This window comes from Burkholderia sp. S171 (assembly GCF_009766085.1).
GTDB lineage: Bacteria > Pseudomonadota > Gammaproteobacteria > Burkholderiales > Burkholderiaceae > Caballeronia.
The window spans coordinates 33,930-54,999 of record NZ_LMUF01000017.1 but is presented as its reverse complement, the minus strand read 5'-3'; the positions used below and the strand labels follow the sequence as shown (position 1 = coordinate 54,999).

General features: G+C 58.7%; 17 protein-coding genes and 1 pseudogene. 9 read left to right on the top strand and 9 right to left on the bottom strand.

The features are described from left to right. Positions 1 to 388: 388 nt before the first annotated feature. Entirely contained in the window at positions 389 to 1,966 is a 1,578-nt protein-coding gene (locus tag GSQ93_RS10515; protein ID WP_158935593.1) for a carboxylesterase/lipase family protein, read from the bottom strand. A gap of 524 nt (positions 1,967 to 2,490) precedes the next feature. Here GSQ93_RS10515 and GSQ93_RS10510 point away from each other — a divergent pair. The 5 genes from GSQ93_RS10510 (at position 2,491) to GSQ93_RS10490 (ending at position 8,261) form a co-directional block, all read left to right on the top strand. Continuing rightward, positions 2,491 to 3,834 (top strand): MFS transporter, encoded by a 1,344-nt coding sequence (locus GSQ93_RS10510; protein ID WP_158935592.1) that lies wholly within the window; start codon positions 2,491 to 2,493, stop codon positions 3,832 to 3,834. Between the two features lie 91 nt (positions 3,835 to 3,925). Continuing rightward, the gene (locus tag GSQ93_RS10505) at positions 3,926 to 4,318 is read left to right on the top strand and encodes a BON domain-containing protein (RefSeq protein ID WP_158935591.1); all 393 of its coding nucleotides are present in this window, start codon (positions 3,926 to 3,928) and stop codon (positions 4,316 to 4,318) included. 82 nt (positions 4,319 to 4,400) lie between these two features. After that, on the top strand, positions 4,401 to 5,429 hold the full coding sequence (locus tag GSQ93_RS10500; RefSeq protein WP_158935590.1) for an amidohydrolase family protein: 1,029 nt from the start codon (positions 4,401 to 4,403) through the stop codon (positions 5,427 to 5,429). Further along, positions 5,426 to 6,610 (top strand): iron-containing alcohol dehydrogenase, encoded by a 1,185-nt coding sequence (locus GSQ93_RS10495; RefSeq protein ID WP_254073830.1) that lies wholly within the window; start codon positions 5,426 to 5,428, stop codon positions 6,608 to 6,610. Before GSQ93_RS10500 ends, GSQ93_RS10495 begins: the two co-directional genes overlap by 4 nt. Before the next feature lie 175 nt (positions 6,611 to 6,785). Further along, positions 6,786 to 8,261 (top strand): aldehyde dehydrogenase family protein, encoded by a 1,476-nt coding sequence (locus GSQ93_RS10490; RefSeq protein WP_158935589.1) that lies wholly within the window; start codon positions 6,786 to 6,788, stop codon positions 8,259 to 8,261. 98 nt (positions 8,262 to 8,359) lie between these two features. Here the strand turns inward: GSQ93_RS10490 and GSQ93_RS10485 are convergent, their stop codons facing one another. From GSQ93_RS10485 to GSQ93_RS37750, 7 genes and pseudogenes are all read right to left on the bottom strand, one after another. Next, on the bottom strand, positions 8,360 to 8,737 hold the full coding sequence (locus GSQ93_RS10485; protein ID WP_158935588.1) for a nuclear transport factor 2 family protein: 378 nt from the start codon (positions 8,735 to 8,737) through the stop codon (positions 8,360 to 8,362). Between the two features lie 24 nt (positions 8,738 to 8,761). Beyond that, positions 8,762 to 9,625, bottom strand: coding sequence for a fumarylacetoacetate hydrolase family protein (locus GSQ93_RS10480; RefSeq protein WP_158935587.1), 864 nt, complete (start codon positions 9,623 to 9,625; stop codon positions 8,762 to 8,764). 12 nt (positions 9,626 to 9,637) lie between these two features. After that, the gene (locus GSQ93_RS10475) at positions 9,638 to 10,231 is read right to left on the bottom strand and encodes a VOC family protein (protein WP_158935586.1); all 594 of its coding nucleotides are present in this window, start codon (positions 10,229 to 10,231) and stop codon (positions 9,638 to 9,640) included. 111 nt (positions 10,232 to 10,342) lie between these two features. After that, positions 10,343 to 13,021: an alpha-ketoglutarate dehydrogenase gene (mdeB, locus tag GSQ93_RS10470; RefSeq protein WP_158935585.1), complete on the bottom strand. Its 2,679-nt coding sequence runs from the start codon at positions 13,019 to 13,021 to the stop codon at positions 10,343 to 10,345. A gap of 250 nt (positions 13,022 to 13,271) precedes the next feature. Further along, positions 13,272 to 13,778 carry a flavin reductase family protein gene (locus GSQ93_RS10465; protein ID WP_158935584.1) on the bottom strand — a complete coding sequence of 169 codons (507 nt, stop codon included), beginning with the start codon at positions 13,776 to 13,778 and terminating at the stop codon, positions 13,272 to 13,274. Positions 13,779 to 13,816: 38 nt separating this feature from the next. Continuing rightward, positions 13,817 to 14,443, bottom strand: a pseudogene (locus GSQ93_RS38055) (hypothetical protein). A 216-nt stretch (positions 14,444 to 14,659) separates the two neighbouring features. After that, the gene (locus tag GSQ93_RS37750; RefSeq protein ID WP_216857604.1) at positions 14,660 to 15,049 is read right to left on the bottom strand and encodes an acyl-CoA dehydrogenase family protein; all 390 of its coding nucleotides are present in this window, start codon (positions 15,047 to 15,049) and stop codon (positions 14,660 to 14,662) included. Positions 15,050 to 15,447: 398 nt separating this feature from the next. Here GSQ93_RS37750 and GSQ93_RS10455 point away from each other — a divergent pair, with 398 nt between their 5' ends. The 4 genes from GSQ93_RS10455 to GSQ93_RS10440 all read left to right on the top strand — a co-directional run bounded on the left by GSQ93_RS10455 (position 15,448) and on the right by GSQ93_RS10440 (position 19,566). Next, a complete protein-coding gene (locus GSQ93_RS10455) occupies positions 15,448 to 16,338 on the top strand; it encodes an MBL fold metallo-hydrolase (RefSeq protein ID WP_158935583.1) in 891 nt (296 codons plus the stop codon). A gap of 131 nt (positions 16,339 to 16,469) precedes the next feature. Further along, positions 16,470 to 17,789, top strand: a complete 1,320-nt coding sequence (hisD, locus tag GSQ93_RS10450; protein ID WP_158935582.1) for a histidinol dehydrogenase — start codon at positions 16,470 to 16,472, stop codon at positions 17,787 to 17,789. Then, positions 17,786 to 18,553 carry an SDR family NAD(P)-dependent oxidoreductase gene (locus tag GSQ93_RS10445; RefSeq protein ID WP_158935581.1) on the top strand — a complete coding sequence of 256 codons (768 nt, stop codon included), beginning with the start codon at positions 17,786 to 17,788 and terminating at the stop codon, positions 18,551 to 18,553. Before hisD ends, GSQ93_RS10445 begins: the two co-directional genes overlap by 4 nt. Next, positions 18,550 to 19,566 (top strand): LacI family DNA-binding transcriptional regulator, encoded by a 1,017-nt coding sequence (locus GSQ93_RS10440; protein WP_158935580.1) that lies wholly within the window; start codon positions 18,550 to 18,552, stop codon positions 19,564 to 19,566. The genes GSQ93_RS10445 and GSQ93_RS10440 overlap by 4 nt, the downstream gene beginning before the upstream one ends. On the opposite strand, the gene GSQ93_RS10435 is transcribed toward GSQ93_RS10440, so the two are convergent. Further along, positions 19,459 to 20,856, bottom strand: coding sequence for an MFS transporter (locus GSQ93_RS10435; protein ID WP_158935579.1), 1,398 nt, complete (start codon positions 20,854 to 20,856; stop codon positions 19,459 to 19,461). The two genes, GSQ93_RS10440 and GSQ93_RS10435, sit on opposite strands and share 108 nt — an antisense overlap. Positions 20,857 to 21,070 lie beyond the last annotated feature (214 nt).

Genomic DNA, 21,070 nt, shown 5'->3' with positions numbered 1-21,070 from the left:
AGGTCTTCTGCGAGGACGAGTGTCGAGAACACGGATGCAAGGCTTCTTCTCAAGCATCATGTTTTCAGTGGCCATTACGGGTCTTGCTCAAGGCGTAGTGGATATCCGTCGCCGATGTATCGGCACGACAAGTGTCGGGGGTTTTTCCGCCGGAAGACAGATGTCAAATCGATGGCGCTTATGCCATCAGCACATAGCAGCTTGATTTGCAACCAACACCTGATTGACGGGACGAACAAGAACAACGGTCGAGCGTTAGGCGACCGGGACGCGAAGAGCGCCGAATTCAATCGGCGCAGGCATGTCGCCTTACTACGGCATGCTCACTTTGGGAGAGCATGAAGAAGGGTCGATCGCCGGTTGGCACCGGCGATGATCGGCTTGAGGTTTAGCGGCGTTCACTCCGCCATGCGGCAGGAAACGCCCCGTCGGTGCGATAGCTAGAAAGGAACTTGAAACGCACCGTTTGCTCGTCGTTCGTCTCGGGGCCAACAGTCTTGCCCAGTTGCTGAACGACGCCGCCCTCTCCGAACGCTGGCCAATCCGGAAGGTCCGGACCGTTGGGGTCAGCAGCCGTTGCGAAATTGACCCAATACGACATCATTGTCTCGGACAAGGCTCGGTCTTCGTCCGATGGCGGCGCTTTACCGCCAACAATGAATTGCGGCGTCAATGTACCGAACACAAAGGGTATCTCGACGAGGTGGGAGGCGATGGGCACATACGGCGACGTATAAGAAAACCGATAACCATAGACTGCTGCCTGGCCCGCGCGCTTCTGCAGTTTCAACCACAACCAGGTTTGCTCTGAAATGATCAGATCTCCGGCGAGAGCGTCAGCCGATGCCTTCGCCTGCACGTCGGTGTCCGCCGGGTAAAGCTTCAGAAATTCTTCCAAACGATCTGCTCCGAACCATCGCTGCGCTGCATGACGGAAAACCTCGGCGCTTTCCTGTGGCAGGCCCAGCGCGCGGAACGGAAAATATTCCGCATCATTCCAGCCAGCGAGGAGAGGAATCTGCATCTGCTTGCCGTGCACAAAGGTCTTCGCAGGCACCTCAGGTACAACGTGTCGGTCTACGTTGGGCGAGAACGCGGCAACGATTGGATTTCTGTCGAAATTCCACATAGCCGCCGCGTTGAGCTGCTCAGCGGGCATGGCGCGCAATTCGGCAACGGACGAGGCGCCGATCCGCTTGGCAAACTCCACGCCGCGCAAATGCGCTTCGTCGAACGATTCGAGAGGACCATTGCTGCCATCCCAGAACGCGCCACTTTGGCCGATCGCCTTTTCAAACAGACCGACGGCGAGCGGAGACGACATAAGGATGCCGATCGCGTGAGCGCCGGCCGACTCGCCGAACGCAGTGACATTCTCAGGGTTGCCGCCGAACGCAGCAATGTTGGCCTTGACCCAGGCGAAAGCCGCAAGCTGATCTTGCAAACCGTAGTTCCCCGAAGGCGCTTCGTGGTCCAACTCGGGGTGCGCCATGAAGCCAAGTACGCCTACCCGATAGTTGAAACTAACGACGACGACACCCTTCTGCGCCAGCCGCGATCCATTGAATGAGGGCGATGCAGACGATCCAAACTGAAACCCGCCGCCGTGAACCCAGACCATTACCGGGAGCCGCTCATCGGTTTTCTGCAGGGGCGTCCAGATATTCAGGCTCAGGCAGTCTTCGCTTCTAGGAGGTCCCGGTTCGGGATCGGCTTCCCACGCGGACAGACAACGAGCGCCGTATTGAACACACTCGCGCACTCCAGACCAGGCTTCGGCAGCCTGTGGCGCGTGCCAGCGCAGCTTGCCTACAGGCGCCGCCGCGTACGGAATCCCCTTGAACGCCAGCACGCCCCGTTCATCGCGAGCGGCTCCCCGCACTAATCCGGAGTGGATCTGTAGGACAGCGCCTTGTCCGGGCTCTTCGGCCCATGCCTCACCCAATGAGCTTCCTTGTACATTCATAGTAGCCACACATCCTTGAAAAATGGAGTCACACGAAATACTACTACCTCGAAATACTACGACCTCGACATTGCCAGGAGATCGCAACCGATTTTTTCCGCGTTAATCCGGAGAGAAAAAAAGCGGCGTTATCGAAGGACACCCTGTATGCGCTCCGCGTAGAACATCCCTCAGTATCCCGATCCAGCAATCTGCGCAACAGATGCCAAACGCATACAGGCTATGCCATCAATACATAACGCGCCTGAACCTCCCCGATAAATTCCGTGCATGTGCGGACGCTTGTGCCGAATGCTCTCCGTGGATCGACAGATTTAACGGGCGCGGACTGAATCGACAGTGATTGCGATGTGTCCGAGTGTCGCGCAGGTGCAGCTTCTTGGTGCACGGCGCATGCCGATTTGCCGCCGAGGGCACGCTTATGCAACCTGAGCATAGCCCACATACATTTGTCATCTGTCGGATTGCGAGGAATGTTCCGACACTAGCGGAACAAGACAGTACATTAGAAGAATGGAGACATTATGTTCGAGGATGCAATCAATGACCGGCCCATTAGCGGGCGGCAAAAGGTGATGTTTTCCCTATGTCTGCTCGTCCTGATCATCGACGGACTCGACGCCGCGCTGCTCGCCTTCGCGAGCCCCGTGCTGCTCGCTGAATGGCACGTTACCAAGGCTCAACTGGCCCCGGCATTAGCGATGTCACTCGTTGGCATGGCCATTGGCGCGCCACTGGGGGGCCTGGCAGGCGACCGCTTTGGGTGTCGTCGGGCGCTCATCACGGTGGTCGCATTGTTCGGTCTGACTACGCTTGCCTGCGCTTCGGTCAACGGCGTGTCGCAGCTGATTGTATTTCGCTTTTTGTCGGGTATCGGCTTTGGCATCGCCGTGCCGACGGCAATGGCGCTTGCGTCCGAGTGGAGCCCACGCAAGCTTCGAGGGCAAATGATCGTGTTGATGTCGGTGGGCCCCATGGTAGGTGGCACCCTCGGCGCCTTGCTCGCCGCAAAGTTGATTCCGGCATTCGGCTGGCGTAGCGTTTTCGTCGTCAGTGGGAGCATTACTTTGGTCAGCGCAGTGTTAAGTGTGATCTATCTGCCGGAGTCGCTCGTATTCCTGATCCGCAAGGGACGGCAAACTGAGGCCCTCGACTGGGTCAGCCGGATGGTTCGTGGCAGTGCCACAGCGGTGCCGGTCAGCGCTGAACGACGATCGCTCGATGTCCCAACGACTGCGGCCGGCACGCGCCTGTTCTCCTTGCAGAATCTGCGCTTGAATGGCGGGTTGTGGATCGCGTTCTTTACGCTGTCATACGCAGCCTTTGCCTACATATGCTGGACGCCGACGTTTCTCGTCGCAGACGGATTCAATCTGGAAAATGCAATCCGATATACATCCATCTATACCTTTTCTGCGGTGATCAGCGTACCAGTGTGCGCAGTGCTGTTGCCGCGCACCGGATCGCGCGCACTGCTTCTACTGTCGATTGCGGCGACCGCGGCGGCAACCATCGCATTCCCAAGTCTGTTGACGACAGGCGTGACCCATGCCGCGGCGGTCAAGATCGCGATGTTGCTGGCGGGTTTCGGCGGCGGCATGTCGCAGTCGACCATCTATGCGATCGCCGGAACGGCGTATCCCGCGACTTATCGAGCAACCGCGCTCGGCGTGTGCGTGGGTGTCAGCCGGGCGGGCGGAATTCTTGGCGCTTTGGGAGGAGGCGTTCTGCTCGAAGCCGGCGGAACGACGGAGGTCCTGTTTTTCGGCGTCATCGCGTGCATGCTGATTGCCGGTCTGATAGCCCTTGCTGCAATGAACAGGCATATCGCGGCGGCGTCTTCAATCCCCCGTCGCGTGACGATCTGAGACGTTTCGTCAACACGTTCAGGAACAAAATATGAAGTCGTACCGCCGTCCCGCCCGGGTCGTTGAAAGTCGTTATAAACGGAGATAATAAATGACGATACTCAAAACATCTTTTGGTTTGTTAGTCATCCTGACATCGCTTAACGGATACGCTCAGTCGAGTGGTGCCGGAGGCGCTTCAGAACCGACTAACGGCCTGGCCGCTTCGCAGCCGGACATGGCACCGTCGGATGTGAAAGCCACGAAAAAGGCTGAAAAACTGGCCAATCGGGCACTGCAGAGCGACGTGCGCCGGGCGCTTTCCAGAACCAAGGGTCTTAATATCGCCAACGTCACGGTCCAAGCGCGCGGCGGCGACATAGTGCTGGAAGGTTATATGCAAAATCAAACGCAAGCTGATCAGGCGGCCGAGGTCGCGAAAGGCGTCAAGGGGGTTACATCCGTGAAAAACCGGATAAGAGTCCGCTCTACCATGACTTCGTAACACGGCGATAGCCCACACCGTCGTGCTTGAGCGGACCGTTGCGGCATTCAAGCCCGACCAGAACTGATCCTAAGGAATTACGTTGAAAAAGATCGATATATACAACCACGTGTTGCCTCCCGCGTACTTCGAACTCGTCAAGGCACACTCTAAAGATGCGGGTATTGTCAAACGCATGGCCGGCTTACGGATGCTGTGGGACCTTGAAGCCCGCGCCGCGATGCTCGCGGAGCAGTTTCCGGACGTGGCGCAGGTCTTGACCTTGAGCCAGCCGTCGCCGGAAATGCTAGGCGGCCCGGGCGAGTCACCCGAGTTTGCGCGCGTGGCGAACGACGGAATGGCCGAGATATGCAAACGATGGCCTGAGCAGTTTCCCGTTTTCGTCGCAGCCTTGCCAATGAATAACGTACCTGCCGCGCTCGAAGAAATGGACCGCGCCATCGGCAAGCTCGGGGCTCGCGGCGTTCAGGTGGTCACCAATGTCAATGGCCGCCCGCTGGATGATCCCGAATTCTTCCCGATTTTTGAGGCGATGGCCACGAAGTATGACCTGCCTGTGTGGATGCATCCGTTCCGTCCGGGAACGGCGTCAGACTACAAAGGCGAAGAGCGCTCGAAGTATGAAATCTGGCAAGTGCTCGGCTGGCCTTTTGAAACCTCTGTTGCCATGTCGCGCATGGTCTTCTCGGGCTTGCTCGAAAAGCTGCCGGCATTGCGCATCATCACGCATCACTGCGGGGGCATGCTGCCGTATTTTGCTGGCCGCGCGGAATCGCTCTGGGCGCAACTCGGTAGCCGCAGCGCCGACGGCAGCGAGGCCGAGGTCCTCAAGCGGCTCTCGAAGCCCCCTATCGAGTACTTCAAGATGTTCTACGGCGACACAGTGCTGGGCGGCTCCGCGTCGGCACTGCGCTGCGGCCTGGACTTCTTTGGCATTGATCACGTGGTGTTCGCATCGGACTGCCCTTTTGATCCCGAAGGCGGCCCGATGTTTATCCGCGAAGGGATACGTTCCATCGAAGGTCTGGGGTTAAGCGACGAGGACCGCGAGAAACTCTATCTTGGCAACGCCCTCAAACTGATGCGCATCCCGCGCATCGGCAAGCCATGAGCCCGTCGGCGGGGCAGCCCGCGCCGAACGGAGCGGATGCGCCAACCCGCGTTGCGATGCCGGTTCCCGCGCTCTGTCTGCCGCGCACGTTGTTCGCCCCGAATGCGGTCGCTTCACTCGCGAACGAGCTCGCTGCGCTGCGCGTCCGACGCCCTTTGCTGGTGACAGATCGCGGCGTGGTGGCAGCCGGACTTGCCGAAAAGATCCTCGCCGCTTGCGGCAAAGAACTATCAGTCGTAATCTTCGACCACGTCACCGAGAACCCGTTATTCGCCGATGTCGACAGCGGCGCTGCGCTCTATGCGCGTGAAAGCTGTGACGGGGTGGTGGCTTTGGGCGGCGGTTCTGTTCTTGATACGGCGAAACTGATCGCATTGCTGGCAACCAATGCCGGTTCCGTCGCCGACTACGCGGGCGTGCCAAACGTCGCGCACGTCGCGGGTGCCCCGCTGATTGCAATTCCCACGACGGCAGGCACGGGCAGCGAGGCATCGCCTTCCTCCGGTATCCACCCCGATGCCGCGACTGCATCCGTCGGCATGAATTCCCGCCATCTGGTGCCGAGCGTCGCCATCCTTGACCCCGATCTGACGCGCAGCCTGCCAAGGCGCCTCACGGCGGCAACCGGTATTGATGCGTTGTCGCACTGCATCGAGGGATATCTTTCGACGAAGAGCGTGCCACTTGGCAAAACGATTGCGCTGGATGGGATCGCGCGCGTCGGCGGCTACCTGCGACGCGCGGTGGTGAGCGGCGACGACGACGCCCGTGGGGAAATGATGATGGCCGCTTATGCGGGCGGCGTATCGATTGGCATGGGATTGGGCCCGGCCCATGCAATCGCCTTGTCATGCAGCGATCAGGGCTTTCATCACGGCACATTAAGTGGCATCGGCCTCGTCGCGACCCTTGATTTCACCGCCGAAAGCAGGCCTGAACAAATCTTGGAAATCGGCAATGCCCTGGGACTGGACGCGTCTATGTCTCTTGCGCGCGGAGTGGCGGCGTTGATGCGCGAATTGGGGCTGCCGGCGACGCTCGCCGAGCTGGGCTATTCGGCGAACGATCTACCGACGCTTGCACACGCCGCGCACGTCAGCCACTTCAATATTTTCGCACCCGCTCGTCCGGCTCGCGCCGACTACGCAGCAATGCTGGAGACGTCGCTTAAGCGGATGTAGCGCTGGAGATGTTACGCGCGGAGTTCAGCTAACTAGGGTGCGACAGGACCCCCGGCCTCCGAACAGGCGCATCACTCCGCAAGGGCACTGCGAACTCCAGGTGCAATTGCATATCGCCTGGTGTTCACGCGGCAGCAGATCTCATATTTTTCTTTGTATCGAATAAGGAATCGAGATGGAAAACGTTTCAACAACGCAGATAAAGAAATATCGTCAACTAATAGCTGGCGAATGGGTCGAAGCGGCGGCGGAAGCCACCTTCGATGACATGAATCCGTACGACAACACCGTCTTCGCGCACGTCCCGGCGTCAAGTGACGTGGACGCGCAACGTGCCATCGACGCTGCTGCCAAAGCCTTTCCTGCATGGGCGGCGATGGGCGCTCGCGACCGTCAGGGTCTATTTCTCAAGGCCGCTGACATTCTTGTTCGCCGCGCGGACGAAGTGGTCCTGCTCATGGCGCTGGAAACCGGATGCTCAAACGCATTCGCCCGCTTCCAGATTCAATGGGCGGCGGGACTACTGCGGCAGGCCGCCGGATATCCGTATCTTTCTGGAGGCGAAATTGTTCCGTCGGATACCCCTGGCGTGTTCGCCATGGCGATTCGCAAACCGTTGGGCGTTGTAGGCGGCATTTCTCCGTGGAACGGTTCCCTTGCGCTGGGGTTCCGCACAGTGGTCGCACCGCTTGCCTGCGGAAATACCGTTGTGCTGAAGCCTTCAGAAGATGCGCCGGTGTGCGCGGGTCTGCTGATGGGCGAAATCCTGACCGAAGCGGGCTTCCCCGCCGGCGTGCTGAATGTCATCACCCACGCGCCCGGACAAGTGGGTCCGATCGCCGACAAGCTATTCGAGAGCAGGCATGTGCGCGCGTACAACTTTACGGGGTCATCGGCGACGGGGTCGATGCTGGCGGCACGCGCGGGTAAACATTTGAAGCGGATTTCGCTTGAACTGGGCGGCTATAACCCGATGATCGTGCTCAAGGACGCGGACCTCGATTACTCGGTCGATACCGCAATTTTTGCGGCGTTCTTCCATCAGGGCCAGATTTGCATGAATACGCGCAAGATTCTGGTCGAGCGGCCACTGTTCAATGATTTTCTGGAACGCTTCATATTGCGCGCTAAAGCGATAACAGTGGGCGACCCGGCAGACCCCAAGAACAAGCTCGGACCACTAATCAACAATCAGGCCGTTTCCAATGTAATGAAGGGCATCAACCAGGCGGTCGAGATGGGTGCTCGCGTCGTGGCGGGCGGAAATTGCAATGGGCGCTGCTTCGAGCCTACCGTGTTAGTCGACGTCCCTCCAGATGCGCCCATTTACTGCGAGGAAGTTTTCGGTCCCGTCGTGCTGGTCGAGCCTTTCGACAGCGAAGCGGAGGCATTGGAAAAAGCGAATGGCACTCAGTTCGGCTTGTCGGCCTCCATCATGACCGCTGACGTCTGGAAAGGAGTCACATTGGGCGGCGAGCTACAGGCGGGCATGGTCAACGTCAACGGGCCGACCATGGGTGGCGAGCCGCAAATTCCATTCGGCGGTGTCAAGGACAGTGGCTGGGCACGCTTCGGCCGATGGGCCATCGAGATGTTCACCGATCTGAATCTGGTCACCGTCAGCCGGGACAAGCGCAAGTATCCTCTGTGAACGACGCCTCGCCGGCGTGAAGCGCGGTAAGCGTTGCCAGGGTTCGGACGGCCGCGGTAGAAACCGGGCAATCGAACCCTGGCAATCGCCCGCTCCGGCTATATGTTTGTGGCCTGGAAACTGACTTGTTGCCACGCGCCGCGCGCGCGTGCCCACACCTGGGTCGTCATCACGTGCATTTCCACGCGCTGGGCCGACTCCTTCAACTCGATGCTCTGCGTCAATGCTCCCGTGGCGATCGCCACGTCGCCATGGACTCGCACCTCAAGGTGTTCGCGCGTCGCCGAAAGGAAGCGGATCTTCTTTTCGACCGTCAGCAGATAGGCGGCTTTGTCGTCGGCGTGGCCGGTTGCATGCACGTGCACGACGTCATCGGATACGAGCTGGTCCAGCGCGTCGAGATCGGCTTCGACAAGCGCGCGACATCGCGCCTGTTCTAGTCGAGTAATTTCCTGCTGGATAGATGCATCGGTCATTACTTGTTCTCCTGATTCCGTGGATCAACCGGCTTCCGGCCGGACTACGTTCTCGATCGCGCCGATTTCGTCAATCTCGACCCTGACCCGATCGCCTGAGCGCAGCCAGCGCGGTGGCTTGCACGCGACACCGACGCCGCCCGGCGTGCCCGAAAGAATCACGTCGCCCGGTTCGAGCGTCATGACCTTCGATAAATGCTCGACCTGCTCAAAGCAATTGAAGATCAACTCCCGGGTGTTCGAATCCTGGCGTTTTTCCCCATTTACGAACGTGCGTATGCCCAGTGCGTGCGGGTCCGCGATTTCATCGGAGGTCACGATCCAGGGACCAAACGGCGCGTGCGTATCGAACGACTTTCCCAGCATGAATTGCGAGGTGCGAACTTGCCAGTCGCGCACGCTGACATCGTTCGCCGCGCTGTAGCCGAAGATGACTTCATGCGCTCGATCGCGCGAAACATGGCGGCAGCGCTGACCGATTACGAAGGCGAGTTCCGCCTCGTAGTCCAGTTGTTCGGACACGCGCGGTAGATCAATCGATGCAAACGGTCCGGCAGCCGATGTCGGCATTTTGGCGAACCATAACTGATCGGCAGGTTTTTCCATGCCAGACTCAGCGAGGTGGTCCGCGTAGTTCAAGCCAATGCCGAGTATCTTGCCCGGCCGGGGTACCGGCGCGAGCAGCGTGACCGCATCAAGCGAGACATCGGCGCGGGTGTTTGCCTCCAGTTGCTGCAACCGGCTTCGGAAGTCGGGCCACGCGCTGATCAGGCCGATCATGTCGGGGGGAGCATCGGCAATATGTTTCGCTAAGCTAACTATCCCGCTTTTTACTACCAGTCCTGTCGAAGGCGCTCTGCCCGACACGGAAAATGTAACCAGTTTCATCGATAACTCCGCTTATAGAACACTGGACTTGCGGACCGCCGCAGTCCCAACCTTGCACAACTCGGCGTCGCTTGCGCCCGCCTGCCACATTCTGACGAGCTCGTCGGCATCGAACTCAACGCCGATGGGATTTTTCGCGAAGTCCTCCGAATGGAAATAGGCTCCCGCGTCGTCGTTGTTATCGACCTGAAACTCAATATCGTTGCCTTCCGGGTCGCGGAAATATAGCGACGTGGTCGGTCCGTGATTGATACACCAGTACGGCAGGATGCCGACCGCCTTCAGGCGGGCGTAGGTCTTGAGCACTTCGCCGATCGTGCGGAAGCTGTAGGCGACGTGATGCACCCCTGCGGTTTCCACACCCTTGGGCGGAATGTCCGGCATGTTGAAGAATGCAAGCCGGTGATGTTCGTCGTCGTACGTGATAAAGGTCAGCACGTCATCTTTGAACACAATGTGCGCCTGGAACAGCTTCAGATACCAGTCGACGGTCTGGTCGCGCTGGCGGCACCGGTAGACCATGTGGGCCATCTTGAACGGCACGACATGCTCGGGTGTCTCGGGCTGCGCCGTCGCGGCTGGTTGAAGCGTTTGCGTGGCAGTCATGTTTGTCTCCTTTTCCGGTGGACGCCCCGTTGGGTCTGCACGGGGCGAATGTCAGTCAACAAGGTGTTGGGGTTGCTAAGCCCCTCTTTTCTTAGGTACTCTTTCCTGTCACTAGCGATTCCACGGCGCGCCATGGGCGGCCTCGATGTCATAGCGCTCAAGCGCAAGAGCCTGCTTTGCAGGGTCTATAGCCGATAATGCAGCCGCCACTATGTGATAGCGATCCACCTCGAAGAAGCGCCGCAATGCGGGACGCGTATCGCTGCGTCCGAACCCGTCAGTACCCAGCGCGATGTACGGCGCCTCGACGTACGACGCAATCAACTGCGCATAGGCACGAACGTAGTCGCTTGCGGCCACCACCGGGGCGCCGCCCGCAAGACAGCGCGCCACGTGGCTCGGCTCTTTGTCCCCTGCCCCGAACATCCTGTCGCGCTCCAGCTCACGCGCGCCGCGGGCAAGCTCCGAAAAACTGGTCACACTCCAGATCTCGGACGCGACGTCCCAGTCTGTGGCGAGTAAATCGGCAGCCGCGATGACTTCGCGCAGAATCGCACCGGATCCAAGCAGGCGCACAGCCGGCATGACGTCCTTCGCACCGCGCACGCCGTATCGACGCATGCCTTTGATGACGTCGTCATGAGCGTCTGCTTCGAGCGGCGCCTGCGCGTAATTCTCGTTGGTGACCGTCAGATAGTAAAACTCGTCGTGCTGCGCTTCGGGCATGCGCCGGCTGCCGTGATCGATGATCACCGCGGCTTCGCCTGCAAAGGCCGGGTCATACGCGCGGCAGTTCGGCACCGTGGAGGCGATCAGTTGGCTTGTGCCATCCTGATGTTGGAGTCCTTCGCCCGAGAGTGTGGTGCGGCCCGCAGTCGCGCCGATCAGGAAGCCGCGTGCGCGCTGGTCGGCAGCGGCCCAGATCAGGTCGCCTACGCGTTGGAAACCGAACATCGAGTAATAGATATAGAACGGCAGCATGGCGACGCCGTTCACACTATACGACGTGGCGGCGGCTATCCAGGACGAAATCGCGCCCGCTTCAGTGATGCCCTCTTCCAGCAACTGACCGTCCCTGGACTCCTTGTAGTAGAGCATCGAAGCGGCGTCTTCGGGCTCGTAGAGCTGCCCAAGTGGCGAGTAGATGCCAACCTGGCGGAACAGGCTTGCCATGCCGAAGGTACGCGCCTCGTCGGCCACGATCGGTACGATGCGCGGGCCCAGTTCCTTGTCCTTCAAAAGATTCGTAAAAAGGCGCACAACCGCGGTAGTGGTCGAAACCTCGCGCGGCTCGTCCGGCTGCAGCGCAAACTTCGCGTAGCTTTCAAGCGGCGGCACCGAAACCGGCAACGCATGGGTCGCGCGCTTCGGCATATACCCGCCCAGAGCCGCGCGTCGCGCATGCAGGTAGCGCATTTCGGCGCTGTCTTCAGGTGGCCGGTAGAAACCCATTTCACCGATGGTCGCATCATCGAGCGGCAGACCAAAGCGGTCGCGAAATGCCTTGAGCGCATTGACATCGAGCTTCTTCTGCTGGTGCGACGTGTTACGCGATTCGCCCGCCAGCCCCATGCCATAGCCCTTCTTGGTCTTGGCAAGGATCACCGTGGGACGCCCGCGATGTTTCAATGCAGCGTCGAAGGCCGCATACAGCTTGCGAAAATCATGACCGCCGCGTCGCAAGCCGTCGATTTCTTCCGGCGACATGTGCGCGACGAGCGCCTGCAATTCGGGATCGAGATCGAAGAAGTGCGCACGGTTATAAGCACCATCATTGGCGCCAAGTGTCTGGTATTGACCATCGACCGTCTGTGCGAATCGGCGCAGCAATAAATGCTTATGGTCGCGCGCGAATAGCGCGTCCCAATCCGAGCCCCAGATCACCTTGATGACGTTCCAGCCCGCGCCTGTGAAGGTCGACTCGAGCTCCTGGATGATCTGGCCGTTGCCGCGCACGGGTCCATCAAGCCGCTGCAGATTGCAGTTGATGACAAACGTCAGGTTGTCCAACTGTTCGCGCGCCGCGAGGGAGAGGGCCGCAATCGATTCCGGTTCATCCATTTCGCCGTCGCCAAACACCCCCCAAACATGACGTTGCTCCGTCCTGGCGATTCCGCGATGATCAAGGTAGCGTAGAAAGCGCGCCTGATAAATTGAGCTGATTGGGCCGATGCCCATGGATCCGGTGGGAAATTGCCAGAAGTCGGGCATCAGCCAGGGGTGCGGATATGAACAAAGGCCGCCGCCGTCAACCTCCTGCCGATACCGATCCAGTTGAGCCTCGTCGAGCCGCCCTTCCAGAAACGCGCGGGCGTATACACCTGGCGCCGAATGGGGCTGGAAGTACACAAGGTCCCCTTTCGAGGTCGCACTATCGGCGCGGAAGAAATGATTGAAGCCAACTTCAAAGATCTCCGCCGCCGACGCGTAACTGGCTATATGCCCGCCCAGTTCGCCATAAGCTTTATTGGCTTTGGCGACCATGGCCAGGGCGTTCCAGCGGATGATCGACGTGATGCGCTCTTCCATCGCCAAGTCGCCGGGATAGGCCGGTTGCTCGTCGAGTTCGATGGTGTTCTGATATAGCGAATAGGGATGAGCCGCAGGCGAAATGCCCAAATGACTCGCGTGCTCGGCCAGACGTTGCATGAGAAATACAACACGATCGACGCCTGCAACACGCGCCACGCCTTCCAGCGCGTCGAGCCATTCCGAGGTCTCTTCGCGGTCAGGATCGTCGCCCGACAGGCCGGTCAAGAGATTCAACAGTTCAAGGGGTTCCAACTCCATCCGGAATGCTCGATAAGGTAAAGGTGATCAGTGGGTACCGCTGAACGCACGCGCGGTCAGGGTGCGCATGTCAGTAATCGTGCGAGCGCCCAACCGTCTTATTGAAACTGTGCGCCATATCGTCGGGAAGGCCCAGATGTGGCAATCGATACAGCTATGCTTGTTCCGCATAGGCCGATGAACGTTTTCCCTAAGTTTGAGGTTTCGCGAGCCAAACATCCTGTTTGTTCGCGAGACGTATCGAATCGCCCTACCATCCTTCAATGAATCCGTTTGCATTGATTGTCGAAGGATGGGTATGAACTTGTTGGTACTTCCCGCTATAGAAGATCAGCGGCCTGCGCTGCTCGCCAAAGCGCAAATGCTCGACTTCGCCGATGTAAAGCAAATGATCTCCCGCAGGATGCACGTCGACCGTGCGAGCAACGATATGGATCAAGCTCCCCTCGAGCAACGGTGTCCCCCGATTTTCATAAAAACGGGGATCGATCCCCGCCACCGGATGGCCGCTGAAATGTCCGCTAAGCACGCGCTGGTCCTCGCCAAGTATATTGATGCCGAAGCGGACATCCTCTCGCACCCACTGGTTGAAACGGGAAGCGGTCCGAACGGAAACGAGTACTAACGGCGGCTCAAGCGACACCGACATGAACGCGTTTGCGGTCATTCCCCCCCGTTGCCCGTCGGCCTTGAAGGTGATCACAGTCACGCCGGTTGCAAACAGCCCCATGGCCGTGCGCAACAGTTTCGGGTCCACGGAGTCTGCGCCGTGATGCACAAAAGAATCGCCCATTGCTATACCAACGGCGTGACCGTATTTTCAACGCCAAGCAGCCCCTTGCCGTACACCTCATTTCCGATGGCGGGCAATTGAAGGGCATGACGCGCCGCAGTATTCGAATCACGCCACCAACGCTGCATCGGACTGCCTTCCGCAAAACTTCCCGCACCATGCGCCGACAACAGCACATTGATCGCGTCAGTTATAAGCGTCGTAATCAGCCCCGTGTCAGCGCGAACCCGCGCGCGGGTCACTTAGTCGAGCGACTCGCCATGCTGAGCGGCCGCATCGATTTCATCGGCCGACCGGAATGCCCGCAAATGCGCCGTATCGATGTTTAGCGCGGCATCTGCGATCTGCATCTGGAACACGGTGGAATCGGTCTGTTTCTCGTAGGACGTATAAGCGATCGCCCGTTGCGGCGCCTTTTCGATCACGTACTTGAGAGCCGCGCGCCCCATGCCCAGTTGTGGTCCTGTCAGGATCAATGCGGCAAACGGCACGAAGGCGGCGCGATAGTTCGCCTCTTCCTTCAATTCGGTTGGGTAGTCGCCTTGCACGGCTGCCAAGATGTCGATCAAACGATGGTCCGGCACGAACACTTCATTGCCGACGATGCAATTGCTACCCGACGCGCGCATGCCAGCGGTGTACCAGGTGTCCTCGATCGACAACTCGCTCATGGGTACGAGCGCCAGAAACTGCTTCTTGAATGCGCCATGCTGATCATGTTCAATGACGCCGATCATCGCCCAGTCCGCGTGAAGCGAGCCTGACGAGAAATACCATTTTCCGGAGATGACCAGGCCGCCTTCTACACGCCGCGAATCCTTGGAGGGCGTGAAGACCCCGGAAACTCAGGCAGCGGGATTCGCTCCGAACACTTCGTCTTGCGCCCGCTGCGCAAACAGGCCGGTAAACCAGGCGCACACGTTGATCAACGCGACGACCCACGCCGTACCGCCGCATCCTTCGCCTAGCGCGGCAGAGACCTCCAGATGCGAGCGAAGCGTGCCTTCGTAGCCGCCGTAGCGCTTGGGCACCATGAGCCGAAACAGACCGGCCTCGTCGATTGCCCTGATATTCTCTTCACTGGCCCGCCGGTTCTTGTCTGACTGAGCAGCGTTCTTGCTGAGCAACGGCTGCAGAGCTTCGGCTCGCGCGGCCAACTCGCGCAAACTGGGCACGCTTTCCGGCTGTGTGGACATGTTCGTTTCGACGAGCGCGATTGCTGCATGAGTCATCATTGTCTCCATAGCAGGTATGGGGTTTTTAACGTATTGTCCGACTTCAAACTTTACGCTTGAAAATTTTCATTCGGATTCCTGATCTATTGAATATAATCTCCGCGAACATTGACGGGGATGCGTTCGGAACGACACTTTCGTCACTACGAGAGGCGAATGGAAATATAGAAACTTAACCAGAGGGGCGCAAGGGAATCCGGGGAAAGTGAGGGTATGCAGCTAGACCTGATTTGTCACTATGACAAATTGTCGAAATGAAATACGCCGACACGGCTGACCTCTGCTTCAGGCCTAAGCGCAAGCCATCAAGGTTCCGATGGACGGACCTGATCCATAACTTCTACATGAGAGCTATGGTGGTTAAACTCAACTTGGCGACACTGCGATCGGAGACATGCATGCTGAAAAATAAAGTGGTGAAAATCGGCGAAATCGAAATATGCCGGATACTGGACAGCTATCTACTTGGCGAAACGATGCAGGCTTGGTTTCCAGACTTCGACAGAGAAGCGGTGAGGCCTCACGAATCCTGGCTATGCCCCACCCACTACGACCCGGAAAGCGGGCACTTTGCAATGCCCGTTCATAGCTGGTTGCTAAAGGTCGGCGGCTATAACGTGCTGATCGACACGTGTATGGGCAACCACAAATCGCGGCCTGGTCTCGCGGAAATGCATATGCTCGCCAATCGCTATCTCGAACGCATGGCGGAGTGCGGAGTGCGACCAGAAGACGTCGACTATGTGTTGTGCACGCATCTTCACGTCGATCACGTGGGCTGGAATACGCGCCTGGATAACGGCCGTTGGGTGCCGACTTTTCCCAATGCCCAATACGTTTTTTCAAGAACGGAATATGAAGCCGCGAAAGACGAGGCAGCCAATCCCGATAGCCCGCCTTTCCTCAAAACAGTATTCGAAGATTCTATTTTCCCGATTGCCGACGCAGGCAAAGCAGTCCTTGTCGACGGAGTAGCGGAATTTCTCGATTGCCTGACATTGCGCCCGGCCCCCGGACACTCTCCTGGCCACGTCCGCATCGAACTGAGATCACAAGGCGAACTCGGCGTTTTCGCGGGTGATTTATTGCACTCTCCCGTACAGATCCCGTTCTGGAACTGGAGTAGCCGGGTGTGTTGGGACAAAGCCTTGTCCGCGAAATCACGTCGCGAGTTGCTGGAGTTTTGCGCATCTGAAAACGCACTGCTCCTGCCGGGACATTTCGAGACACCGTATGTGGGACGTATCAGGCAATCCGCAGGATCTTTTTCAATTCTGTTCGGTTGGTGAGCCAAAACGCGGGATCCAGGTCGCTCAATCAATTCGCACCCTAGGGTTATCACTGATTTGCATACGTATGCAAGCGTTCGACAGTGTTCGCGTGTATCAACGACTGACCAACTTCCCGGATATTGAACACTATGATTACGTACCTCAAGCGAGGCCGCACGGCGGCAGGTAAATCGGACAGCGACGCAAAGGTGCGCGCCACCGTTGAAGGCATCATTGAACACATCGAGAACAAGGGCGACGAGGCTGTGCGTGAATACAGCCGCAAGTTTGATAACTGGGATCCGAGCGACTTCCGGCTATCGCGCTCGGAAATCGAAACCGCGCGCAAGCAGCTTTCGGCGCGCGAGATCGAAGACATCGCTTTCGCGCAAACCCAGGTGCGCAACTTCGCGCAGATCCAGCGCGACTCAATGCTCGACGTGGAAGTCGAAACCCTTCCCGGTGTCGTGCTGGGCCATAAGCACATCCCCATGAACGCGGTGGGCTGCTACATTCCTGGCGGCAAATATCCGTTGCTCGCGTCCGCTCATATGAGCGTGTTGACAGCCAAGGTAGCGGGCGTAGCCCGGGTTGTATCCACCGCACCGCCCTATCAGGGCAAGCCGCATCCGGCAATAGTGACGGCCATGGACATGGCGGGAGCTGACGAAATTCTCGTGCTCGGCGGTGTCCAGGCGGTGGTCGCCATGGCGGTGGGAACGCCCAGCGTGGCGCCCGTCGACATGCTCGTGGGCCCAGGCAACATGTTCGTGGCAGAAGCCAAGCGGCAACTGTTTGGACGAGTTGGCATCGACCTTTTCGCTGGACCCACGGAGACGCTCGTGATTGCGGACGAAAGCGTCGATGGCGAACTCTGCGCCGTCGATCTGCTCGGTCAGGCGGAGCATGGCGCTACGTCGCCGTCCATATTGCTGACCAACAGCGAGAAACTTGCTCGCGAGACGCTTGCGGAAATTGATCGCCAGTTGAAGATCTTGCCGACCGCCTTGATTGCCGCGCAAAGCTGGGCTGATTGTGGCGAAGTGATCGTGTGCGACACGTACGAAGAGATGCTGCAGGTGGCCAACGATATCGCTTCGGAACACGTACAGGTCATGACAAAAGACCCGGAGTACTTCTTGAAGAACATGACGAATTACGGTGCGCTATTCCTCGGCCCGCGCACCAACGTAAGTTTCGGCGACAAAGTGATTGGCACCAATCACACGTTGCCGACAAATCGCAGCGCGCGTTATACCGGTGGACTGTGGGTTGGGAAGTTCCTGAAGACCTGCACCTATCAGCGTGTGACGACAGACGAAGCCAGCGCCACTATCGGCGAATATTGTTCTCGCCTTTGTCATATGGAAAACTTTGCCGGGCACGGCGAGCAAGCCAACATCCGCGTTCGCCGATATGGCAACCGCCCCGACCTTCCCTGGTACCAGCCGGCGGAGGCGCAATCGTGATCGAACTGCCGGCGGGACCCGATTTTCGGCTCGTCGGCCGGCGCGCCTTGGTCACGGGCGGAAGCAGCGGAATTGGCCTGGCAGCGGCTGCAGCACTCGGCCGTGCCGGCGCGCACGTGACGGTAGTCGCGCGGCGACAAACGGAGCTTGAGTCGGCTTGCGAAGCACTGCGGGCGGCGAGCATCGCGTGTGAAGCAGTGGTGCTCGACGTCACGGATTCGGCGTCCGTGGATCGCGTGGTGAACGCCCGATCGCCGTTCGATATTCTCGTCAACAGCGCCGGCATGAATCGACCCAAGCCGCTGACCGACTTGACCGACGACGATATCGACGCCGTGCTTCAGCTCAACGTGAAAGCGGCTTTCTATACCGCCCGCGCAGTCTCGCGGCGACTTGTCGACGCCAACCTTGGTGGATCGATCATCAACGTTTCGTCTCAAATGGGACACGTCGGCAGCCCGCGCCGCTCGCTTTATTGCGCGAGCAAACACGCGGTCGAAGGTATGACCAAAGCACTCGCGTGGGAGCTTGGGCCGGCGAGGATTCGAGTCAACAGCCTTTGCCCTACATTCATTGAAACTCCCATGACTACGTCGATGTTCGCGCAACCGGGATTTCGGGAATGGGTGTGCGAGCGCATTGCGCTGGGGCGCGTGGGTGAGATGCACGAGATCATGGGCCCGGTTGTCTTTCTCGCCAGCGATGCATCGAGCCTCATGACAGGCAGTGCGCTCATGCTCGATGGAGGGTGGACCGCAGCATGAAAAGTGCAACTCGCGCCCAGGACGTAGCGGACCTGGCCAAGGTATCGCAGTCTGCGGTTAGCCGCACCTTTACGCCGGGAGCCAGCGTCTCGGAAGAAACGCGTCGCAAAGTTCTGGCGGCCGCTAAGAAACTTGCTTATCGGCCCAACGCGTTGGCACGTAGCCTGATCACGCGCCGAAGTCATATTGTCGCGTTGGTGATGAGCTACCTCGAGAATCAGTTTTATCCACTGGCGCTTGAGAAAATGTCGCAGAAGTTGCAGAAAGAAGGCTATCACGTTCTTATGTTTATCGCCGAAATGGACGAGGACGCGGACGCGGTGCTGGCCGACATTCTGGAGTACCAAGTCGACGGCATTGTCATGGCGTCCGCGAACTTGTCGTCGAGGCTGGCACGAACCTGTGCGGACCTCGGCGTGCCGGTCGTGCAGTTCAATCGCGTATCGGACCCACGGCACCGCAGCCAAAACACGCTCAGCTCGATTACGTCCGACAACTATAGCGGTGGCCAGATGGTCGCCAATTTGCTCCTTGATCGCGGGTATCGGCGGATTGCATTCCTGGCGGGCCTCGATAATTCATCGACCAGTATGGAGCGCGAACGTGGCTTCACCGATGCGCTTGCAGCACGCAAAGTGCCACTCGCTCGTCGTGAGACCGGTCACTACGATTTCCAGAGGGCGAAGGAAGCCACGCACCGCCTGTTCACAACCGGTCCGGCGCCCGATGCATTGTTCGTCGCGAACGATCACATGGCTATTGCCGCACTTGACGTGCTGCGTGGCGAGTTGGGACTGCGTTCACCCAGGCACGTTGGCGTCGTAGGATTTGACGACGTACCCCAAGCGGCGTGGGGCGCATACCAACTGACCACCGTGCGTCAGGATCTTGAACAGATGATCTGCTCAACTGTCGCGTTGGTTTGCGAGCAAGTGACAGGCGAATTGCGTCCCACCAACATAGTCATACCCTGCACGCTGATTGAACGCGCCACCGTGCGACCCGCCGCTTGAATTGGCGGCCGATTTCCGACGCGCTTGTTCAGCAAATATTAACATCTCAACGGACGGAACATGTAGCGCCAATCGTTTCTTCGATGGCGCGGTTTCCTCGACCATTGACATGAGGATCAACGATGCCAAAATGAAAGCGCCCTGAAGATAAGGCACGGCAACCAGACCCCAGCGGTCTGCGAGCATGCCGCCGACCAAAGGCGTAACCACGCCACCGATAATTTCACGGGTTCCCATGACCAGGCCGATGGCCGCCGCGACCCGGCCATTCGCCAGCGTCTCGGCGGGAACGGTTGCCATCAGCATCGGCGCAAGGCTGCTGACCGAACATCCTATAAACAGCATGACCGCCAACGCAACGGGCGTCTGCCACACATAGATAGCGCCGATGGGCATGAGCAGCGCGAGCAAGCCTGTAGTTAGCATGACCGGCTTGCGTCCGACTCGGTCCGATATGCCAGGCACGACCAGGCCGGAAATCACTGAAGATAACCCCATGGTGCTCATCATCACGCCTATCTCGGTAGATGACATTTGCAACGACTGAGCGAAGTACACCGGCAGAAATACGAAACCCAGTACGATCGTTCCAACCATGAGGCCCGACAAGGTCATGCACAGCACAATGTTGCGATGTTGAACCATGTCACGCAGCGTAGCCGAACCTTGATGCACGCAATCCTGCGTCGCGGGCCTCTTTACGGGGTCGCGTACGGTGCGCCATGCAGCCACTGCGCAAAGGAGCCCCGGCACGCCTGCGACAAAAAACGCAGCGCGCCAGCCCCAGTGACTAGCAATAGCAATCAGGACGATCGGTGCGAGGAAGGCGCCCAGAGCGTTGCTGCCGAACGTTTGCATGAGCCCCATGTTGAATCCTCTGCGCCGTTCTGACGATGCTTGGGCCATCAGCGTCTGTGCGATCGGCAGCACGGGCCCTTCGGCCACGCCCATCAGGGCTCTTGAAAGCAGCAGCGCGATGAACGAATACGCCAGTCCTGATATGAACGAGCACAGCGAAAACGCGATCATCGCGAGAACCAGAACGACGCGATAACTACCGCGTTTGTCGCAAATACGGCCAAACGCATAGCCCGAAACTGCCCACGTGGCGGAAAGCGCAGACGCGAGCATGCCAATCTGCACGTTGCTAAGCGACAATTCTCGTGCGACGAATGGCGCTAAAAGACTCATCGCGGCTCGATCGAAAAACACGAAGCCAAAAGTGAGAGTTAACACGCCAAGCAACCGGTTTTCGTACGACGCTAAGGGTACGTTCCTTACTTCTCCCATGACGGCACTCCTTCATGGTCATGGCACATAAGTCTTGCGACAGAGAGAAATGTTGCGGGAGCTAGTACGGTTTCTGCGCACTGACGAGGGACCTTACTTTCCACATAGGCGAAGCTGGGTTCTCTCGTTGCTTCGCGAAGTACTCTTGCGTTGAACATGCGTCTCCTCTTTGCCGGTTCGATGCCGGCGATATCGTCGGTGGTCATATGTCAAA